This window comes from Mycobacterium sp. 1165178.9, from assembly GCF_001673555.1.
Classification (GTDB): domain Bacteria; phylum Actinomycetota; class Actinomycetes; order Mycobacteriales; family Mycobacteriaceae; genus Mycobacterium.
In genome coordinates, this window is sequence record NZ_LZMB01000110.1 from 1 (window position 1) to 8,490 (window position 8,490).

Annotated in this window: 8 protein-coding genes; 7 read left to right on the forward strand and 1 reads right to left on the reverse strand. The window is 67.8% G+C overall.

What is annotated here, in order from left to right; all coding sequences use genetic code 11:
- On the reverse strand, positions 1-1,528 hold a 1,528-nt coding region (locus tag A5652_RS05585; protein WP_197513779.1), incomplete at its 3' end, for an NB-ARC domain-containing protein.
- 173 nt (positions 1,529-1,701) lie between these two features.
- Between A5652_RS05585 and A5652_RS05590 the strand changes: the two genes are divergently transcribed.
- From A5652_RS05590 to A5652_RS05620, 7 genes are all read left to right on the forward strand, one after another.
- Complete coding sequence (locus A5652_RS05590; RefSeq protein WP_197513783.1) at positions 1,702-2,148, forward strand: hypothetical protein; 447 nt, start codon at positions 1,702-1,704, stop codon at positions 2,146-2,148.
- A gap of 153 nt (positions 2,149-2,301) precedes the next feature.
- Complete coding sequence (locus A5652_RS26465; protein WP_082983780.1) at positions 2,302-2,838, forward strand: hypothetical protein; 537 nt, start codon at positions 2,302-2,304, stop codon at positions 2,836-2,838.
- Positions 2,839-3,070: 232 nt separating this feature from the next.
- Positions 3,071-4,519 (forward strand): catalase, encoded by a 1,449-nt coding sequence (locus A5652_RS05600; protein ID WP_067347494.1) that lies wholly within the window; start codon positions 3,071-3,073, stop codon positions 4,517-4,519.
- Positions 4,520-4,557: 38 nt separating this feature from the next.
- A complete protein-coding gene (locus tag A5652_RS05605) occupies positions 4,558-5,223 on the forward strand; it encodes a sensor domain-containing protein (RefSeq protein ID WP_369805755.1) in 666 nt (221 codons plus the stop codon).
- Positions 5,224-5,404: 181 nt separating this feature from the next.
- Entirely contained in the window at positions 5,405-6,718 is a 1,314-nt protein-coding gene (egtA, locus tag A5652_RS05610) for an ergothioneine biosynthesis glutamate--cysteine ligase EgtA (protein WP_067347501.1), read from the forward strand.
- Positions 6,719-6,786: 68 nt separating this feature from the next.
- Entirely contained in the window at positions 6,787-8,100 is a 1,314-nt protein-coding gene (gene egtB, locus A5652_RS05615) for an ergothioneine biosynthesis protein EgtB (RefSeq protein WP_067347505.1), read from the forward strand.
- On the forward strand, positions 8,100-8,490 hold a 391-nt coding region (locus A5652_RS05620), incomplete at its 3' end, for a class II glutamine amidotransferase (protein WP_197513781.1). The genes egtB and A5652_RS05620, both read left to right, overlap by 1 nt.

Consider the following 8,490-nt stretch of genomic DNA (forward strand, 5'->3'; position numbering starts at 1 on the left):
CCGAACTCGCTTCGGCCGCTTCCCCACGTTCGACGAGTTTCTCCTCGGCGAACTGGCGGATGGTCTCCAGCATCGAAAACCGGGTCGTACCCGTCGACCGTGCTGTGACAAGCAAGGACTTGCGCACCAGCGTGTCGAGCAGATCGAGGATCGCGAACTCGTCGGCATCCTCGGGTCCGGCTACGGCGCGGGCGCCGTGAACGTCGAAGCCACCGGCGAACACCGAACACCGTTCCAGCAACGCCTTTTCCGGTTCCGCCAGGAGGTCATACGACCAGGACACCGCCTGACGCAGCGTCTGGTGACGTTCGAGTCCTCGCCGCGAGCGGACGAGCAGCCTGAATCGGTGGTCGAGGCGGTCGCGCATCTCGGTCGCCGTCATCGACTCCATCCGCGAGGCGGCCAGCTCGATCGCCAGGGGGATGCCGTCGAGTCGACGGCAGAGCTCCTCGACCGCCGTGGATTCTTCGGCCGACAGGTCCCGCGCCGCCCGTTCCCTGAACAGCTCCACGGCCGCAGCGACTTCCAGTGAGGGAACTCGCCACAGCCGCTCGTCGGCGAGGCCCAGCCCCTCACGGCTGGTGGACAGGATCTTCACCGTGGCCGACCCCGCGAGGACGAGGGCGATCAGATCGGCCGCGGCGTCAACGACGTGCTCGCAGTTGTCGAAGACGAGGAGGCGGACCCTGCCCTCCAATGCGGCGGCGATCGACTCGCTCATCGTCATGCCCGGCTGCTGCGTGATGCCCAGCACCGCGGCCACGGCGTCGGGTACGGCCGCAGGATCGGCCACCGAAGCCAGTTCGAAAACCCAGACTCCGCCGGGAAATTGGTCAGCCAGAGCTGCCGCAACCGCAGTCGCCAATCGCGTCTTACCGACGCCGCCCACTCCCGCCAATGTGACCAGGCGATGCGATCGCGTCGCCGACGCGACCTGTTCGATTTCGCCTTCGCGACCGATCAGGCTGCTGGTCGCGGGCCGCAGATTCCCCTGGCTGGAATCGATCGTCCGCAACGGCGGGAATTCCGTCCGCAGGCCCGGCGCGGCGAGTTGAAAGATCCCGATAGGGTTCGATAAGTCTCGCAGCCGGCGCGGTCCGAGGTTCACCAGTTCGACACCGCTGAGCAGGCCCGCGGTCGAGTCCGCCACGAGGATCTGGCCGCCATGCCCGGCGGCCATCACCCGCGCGGCCCGATTCAGCACGGTGCCGAAGTAGTCGTTGTCCCGAAACTCGGCCTCGCCGGTCGCCAGCCCCATCCGCACGGGCAACTCCAGTTCGCGCTGCGCGTCGACGGCAGCCTCCACCGCCGCCATCGGCGAGGTGAACGCCGCGGCCATCCCGTCGCCCGTGTGACTGAAGACGAAGCCGTCATGGGCCTCGATCGCCGAGCGCAACACCTTGTCATGGGCGGCCAAGGCCACCCGCATCGCGTCCGCGCCGGACTCCCACCGACGGGTCGAACCCTCAATATCGGTGAACAGGAACGTCACCACCCCAGAAGGCGGTCCCCCTGCGGACACCCGCACAGAATGTCACACCCAGCACACGACCACCCAGCAAATACGACCGTCGCCCGGGCTCTTTTCACCCGCTGACCGGGGCGTTTAGTTCACAGCTCTTACATAAGTAGCGCATAGCGGCCACTACTGTTAACGGCTTCATCATTTGTCTCATGAGTGAAACATCTGAAACCCCCACTGTGCGGCACTCCACCGCCACTGCACCGGCCGCCGCGGAAGCGGTAGCGGCCTACCGGGCCCCGCGGGTCTTCCAAATCGCCGCGTGGGTCGCCATCGTCGCCGGGATCGTGTTCATCCTCGCGGTCATCTTCTTCACCGGCTTCATCCTCGGCCACCGCGGCGGTCATCACGGTCACCACCACAAGCACCACCACGCGATGATTCACCACCGCGGGCCTGGCGGCCCCGGCAACTTCGGTGGCCCAGGCGCACCGGGCGCACCCGGCGGCCAGGGCGGTCAGGGTGGACAGAACGGTCCGGGAGCCACCACCGCTCCTCCGGCCACCTCGGGCGTGCGCCCCAGTGGCATGGCCCCTAGTCAGCTCCCGCCTTCGGTCTTCCACGCGGCGGCCACGGCTCACGGCGCGCCGGGACACGTCCCGAGCGTCATCGTGTTGACCAACTGAAAACCCATATCCACCAGCGGCCCGGCGCTTCACGCAAGCGTCGGGCCGCCTGTTGTCTGCGGTCACCGGCGCCTAACCGCCGCATCTCGATTCACAACATTTTTATCGCCGGGACCTGTTAGGGCACAGGTATGCGGGGCAATATGGCAAGGCATGAGCGAGACACCCGAACCACGAGTCGAGCCGACCACCGAGCCAACACCAGCCACATCAGTCGTTGGGCCACCGTCGCAACCGCCCCCGGACCGGGTGACACCGCCGCGGCTCTACACCGCGGCGGCCTGGGTGGTGATCGTCGCCGGCGTCGTCTTCATCCTCACGTCCCTGTTCTTCGTCGGTGCCTTCATCTGGAAGCACCAGCACCCCTGCCAGCATCACCACGGCATGTTTCACCCCGGCGGCCCCGGACCGGGCAATGGGCCCTGGGGACCCGGCGGCCCCGGGCCCGGTAACGGGCCTGGGCAGTACGGCGGCCCCGGCGGCGGCTACGGGCCGTGGTACGGCGGACCCGCTGGTCCGGGACCCGACAACGGGCCGTGGGGTAATGGACCCGGCGGACCCGGGTTGATCGTTCCGATGCCCCCGAGCGGTCCGGGCGGTCCCGGCGGACCGCACGCCGGCCCGGGTGTCAGCGGCCCCGGGCAGCCGCCTGCGAGCCCGCCCCCGGGCGCACCCGCGCCGCGTCCCTGATGGTGCTCACTTAAGTCGCGCCCGGAATGGGTACTAACCCGTAGTGGGCAACCGATCGAGAGCAGCCCGCATTTTCTTGACAGATCAAGATGAGGGGACACTCGATTGTGGGCCGGACAATCCGGGGCGCTCAACCCGGTGCTGAAAATGCTTGCTGCATAAGCGGATTCGGTGCAGACGTGTGCGTCCTGGGGCAGTGCGGCCTTCAGCCCGGTGACGAGGAGAGAGCGTAATGACGGAGCGTTTCACGACCAATGACGCCGGTATCGCCGCGCCAAGCGACGATCAGTCGCTGACGATCGGCCCAGACGGCCCGATCCTGTTGCAGGACCACTACCTGATTGAACAGATGGCGATGTTCAATCGCGAGCGCATCCCGGAGCGTCAGCCGCACGCCAAAGGTGGTGGCGCGTTCGGTCAGTTCGAAGTGACCAATGACGTCAGCCAGTACACCAGGGCCGCGGTCTTCCAGCCCGGCACCAAAACCGACATGTTGGCCAGGTTTTCCACCGTCGCCGGCGAGCGGGGCAGCCCAGACACCTGGCGCGACCCGCGTGGCTTCGCGCTGAAGTTCTACACGAGCGAGGGCAATTTCGACCTCGTCGGCAACAACACCCCGGTCTTTTTCATGCGCGATCCGTTGAAGTTCCAGCACTTCATCCGTTCCCAGAAGCGCTTGCAGGCAAGCAATGTTCGCGACCACAACATGCAGTGGGACTTCTGGAGTCTGTCCCCGGAGTCGGCGCATCAGGTGACCTGGTTGATGGGCGACCGCGGAATCCCCAAAACCTGGCGGAACATGAACGGCTACAGCAGCCACACCTACAGCTGGATCAATGCGGCCGGCGAGATCTTCTGGGTGAAGTACCACTTCAAGACCGATCAGGGCGTCGAGTTCCTGACCCAGGAGGACGCGGATCGGTTGGCCGGCGAGGATGGCGACTACCACCAACGCGACCTGTTCGAGTCGATCGAACGCGGGGATCACCCGAGCTGGACGCTGAAGATGCAGATCATGCCGTACGAGGAAGCCAAGGACTATCGCTTCAACCCGTTCGATCTGACGAAGGTGTGGCCGCACGGCGACTACCCATTGATCGACGTCGGAAGGATGACGCTGAACCGCAACGTCACCGACTATCACGCCGAGATCGAGCAGGCGGCTTTCGAGCCGAACAACACCGTGCCCGGCACGGGTTTGAGCCCGGACAAAATGCTGCAGGCGCGGGGCTTCTCGTACTCCGACGCCCATCGCGCCCGACTGGGAACCAACTATCGGCAGATCCCGGTCAATACCCCGAGGGTCGAGGTGAACAGCTACTCCAAAGACGGGGCGATGCGAATCAACAATGTCTCTGACCCCGTGTACGCGCCCAATTCCTATGGTGGGCCTCATGCGGACCCGGCACGCGCCGCCGAGATCCGCTGGCATGCCGACGGCGACATGGTCAGGTCGGCGTACACACTGCACCCCGAGGACGACGACTGGGGGCAGGCCGGCACCATGGTCCGCGACGTCCTCGACGACGCGGCCCGGGAACGCTTGGCGCACAACATCATTGGCCATGTATCCCAAGGGGTGAAGGAGCCGGTGCTGTCGCGGGTGTTCGAGTACTGGCGCAACGTCGATCCCGACCTCGGGAAAAAGGTCGAGGAAGGCGTCCGGGGCAACGGGGGCTGACCGCACGTCCGCGCGCCTGGCATGATCGCTGCATGACCATGCGGGTTTCGCAGGTTGCCCAGATACAAGGGGCCGTGCTGGCCTTCGGCTTGGCCCTGGCCGGGAGCATCGCGGTGCCGACGGCGGCCGCGCACCCGTCGGAGCCGGGAGTGGTGAATTACGCGGTCCTGGGCAAAGGTTCGGTCGGCAACATCGTCGGCGGACCCATGGGGTGGGAGTCGGTGTTCACCCAGCCCGGGCAAGGCGACTGGGTGGACCTCCCGGACTGCAACAACTGGGCCGACGTCGGCTTGCCCGAGGTGTACAACGATCCCGACCTAGCGTCGTTCAACGGAGCCCTCACCCAGACGTCGGCCACCGACCAGACACATCTGGTCAAACAAGCCGTCGGGGTGTTCGCCACCAATGACGCCGCGGGTCGGGCCTTTCATCGGGTGGTGGATCGAACGGTGGGCTGTTCCGGACAGACGACGGCGCTCCACCTCGACAACGGCAGCACCCAGGTCTGGTCGTTCGACGGCGGGCCGGCCGGCCCCGCCGACGAGAACTGGACAAAGCAGGAGGCGGGCACCGATCGCCGTTGTTTCAATCAAACCAGGCTGCGCGAAAACGTGTTGCTGCAGGCGAAAGTGTGCCAATCCGGTAACGCCGGGCCCGCCGTGAACGTGCTGGCCGGGGCGATGCAGAACGCCCTGGGTCAATAATCGGGCGATTTGGGTATCCGTCTTCCCCGTGCACGCGGAGGTGCGGAGAAGGGAATATGTCGGGGGCATCTGATAGATGAAGCACTAGACGTAGTTGCGCCGATTATCGTTCGATTAGCTGCCGCAGGGAAGCGGTCCGCAAGTCAATGTTCAGCTTGCCCGGACCCGAAGGGATCGTGATATGACGTTCGCGCCGATCACCTCCGCGGCTTCGCAGTCGCAGTCGCGGGTGGCCGGCACTGACCCCTCCCCGCAGCTGGACATCGCCGAGCTGGCCGACTCCGCGGCCGTCGCGCATTACATCGCCGAGGGATGCCTGGTGGACGCCCCGCTGGGCCGTATCGGCCTGGAGTTGGAGGCCCATTGCCACGACCCGGCCGACCCGTACCGCAGACCGGGCTGGAACGAGATCGCCGCCGTGCTCGACGCGCTTCCCGCGTTGCCCGGGGGCAGCAGGATCACCGTGGAACCGGGCGGCGCCGTCGAACTGTCCGGGCCGCCGGCCGACGGCGTGGTGCCCGCCATCGACGCCATGCGCCGCGATCAGGCCGTGCTGCAGCCGGCGTTTGCTGAGGCCGGGCTGGGCCTGGTTTTCCTCGGCGCCGACCCGCTGCGCCCGCCCAGGCGCATCAACCCCGGCGCCCGGTATCGCGCCATGGAACGCTTCTTCGCGACCAGCCGGTCGGGGGAAGCGGGCGCGGCGATGATGACGTCCACCGCATCGATCCAAGTCAACGTGGACGCCGGACCGCGAGACGGCTGGGCGGCGCGAGTGCGCCTGGCACATGCCTTGGGCCCCATGATGATCGCGATAACGGCCAACTCGCCGATGCTGGGCGGTGAGTTCACGGGCTGGGTGTCGAGCCGGCAGCGAGTGTGGGGGCGGATGGACTCGGCACGCTGCGGACCCATCCTGGGGGCCAGCGGCGATGACCCGGGCACCGACTGGGCCAGGTATGCGCTCAAGGCCCCGGTGATGCTGGTGCACAACCCCGACGCCGAAGCCGTCACCGATTGGGTGCCGTTTGCCGACTGGGTCGACGGCCGCGTGTTGCTCGCGGGTCGCCGGCCCAGCGTCGCTGACCTGGAGTACCACCTGACCACGTTGTTCCCGCCGGTGCGGCCCAGGCAGTGGCTGGAGATCCGGTATTTGGACAGCGTGCCGGACGCGTTATGGCCCGCGGTGGCGTTCACCCTGGCGGTCCTGCTCGACGACCCGGCCGCCGCAGACGTCGCGGCCGAGGCGGTCGAACCGGTTGCCACCGCCTGGGACACCGCCGCCCGGGTGGGGCTGCGGGATCGACGGCTCTACGCGGCGGCAAACGCGTGCCTGGCAGTCGCAGCCGCGAAGGCCCCGGCCGAACTCGGCGATTCGATGCAGCGGTTGGTGCGCCTTGTCGACCAGGGCCGCTGCCCCGGCGACGAGTTCTCCGACCAGGTGATCGAGCACGGCCTTGCGGCTACGGTGGCGCGACTGGCCCAAGGGGAGCTGTGACGTCTCCTGATGATTCCGACCCGCTGCGCCCGGTCCCCCGCAAGCGGGAGGTGCCCCCAGCGCCGCGCTTGCGGTCGTCATGCCGGGAGGGCATCGCCGACGACTTGGCGCGGACGCGGACACGGACGTTGCGGCTGGTCGAGTTTGACGACGCGGAACTTCGTCGGCAGTACCACCCGTTGATGAGCCCCTTGGTGTGGGACCTCGCCCACATCGGTCAGCAGGAGGAACTGTGGCTGTTGCGGGGTGGCGATCCCGCACGGCCCGGAATGCTGCCGCCGGCGGTCGAGGGGCTCTACGACGCCTTCGTACATTCCCGCGCCAGCCGCGTCGACCTGCCGCTGCTCTCGCCGGACAAGGCGCGGGCCTATTGCCAGACCGTGCGGTCCGCCGTGCTCGACGCGCTTGACGTGCTACCGGACGACCCCGCTGGTGACGAGGCGGCCTTCGTGTACGCGATGGTGGTCAGCCACGAGAACCAGCACGACGAAACGATGTTGCAGGCTTTGAATTTGCGCAGCGGCGCACCGCTTTTGCGGGACGGCCCGGGGCTGCCGGGCGGTCGAGCGGGGTTGGCCGGCACATCGGTGCTGGTGCCCGGCGGCGAGTTCGTGCTCGGTGTCGACGCCGCTAGCGAACCGCATTCGTTGGACAACGAGCGCCCGGCCCACGTCGTCGACCTGCCCGCGTTCCGGATCGGGCGGGTTCCCGTCACCAACGGCGAATGGCGCCAGTTCGTCGACGACGGCGGCTACGACCAGCCGCGCTGGTGGTCCGAGCGCGGTTGGCAGCACCGCCAGGGCGCGGGCCTGACCGCGCCTCAGTTCTGGAGTTCCGACGGCGCGACTCGCACCCGGTTCGGCCACGTCGAGGACATCCCTGCCGACGAACCCGTCCAGCACGTCAGCTTTTTCGAGGCCGAGGCCTACGCGGCCTGGGCCGGTGCCCGGCTGCCCACCGAAATGGAATGGGAGAAGGCCTGCACCTGGGATCCGTTCACCGCCACCCGGCGCCGCTACCCCTGGGGAGACCGCAAACCGGACGGGACGCTGGCCAACCTGGGTGGCGCTGCGTTGCGGCCGGCGCCCGTCGGCGCCTATCCCGGCGGCGCGTCGGCGTACGGCGTCGAGCAGATGCTCGGCGAGGTCTGGGAGTGGACCACCTCCCCGCTGCGGCCCTGGCCGGGATTCGTCCCGATGCTCTACGAGCGGTATTCGCAGCCATTCTTCGACGGCGACTACCGGGTGTTGCGGGGCGGGTCGTGGGCCGTCGAGGCCGGGATCATGCGGCCGAGTTTTCGCAACTGGGATCACCCCTACCGGCGCCAGATCTTCTCCGGCGTCCGATTGGCGTGGGATGTCTGCGACGGGGAACGCGCCTGATGTGCCGGCACCTGGGCTGGCTGGGCACTGGCGTCACGATTTCCTCGTTGGTGCTCGACCCGCCGTTCGGGCTGCGCGTGCAGTCCTATGCGCCGCGCCGCCAAAAACACTGCCTGCTCAACGCCGACGGTTGGGGCGTCGGGTTTTTCGACACCTCCTCGTCAGGCTCCCCGGAGGGCGGGGCGCCACGCCGCTGGCGCAGCCAGGCGCCGCTGTGGGGCGACGTGTCCTTCGATTCCATCGCGCCCGCGCTGCGCAGCCACTGCGTGGTGGCCGCGGTGCGTTCGGCGACCGTCGGCATGCCGATCGAGGCCAGCGCGTGCGCGCCGTTCACCGACGGGCAGTGGTTGTTGTCGCACAACGGAATCGTCGACCGGGCCGTGTTGCCGA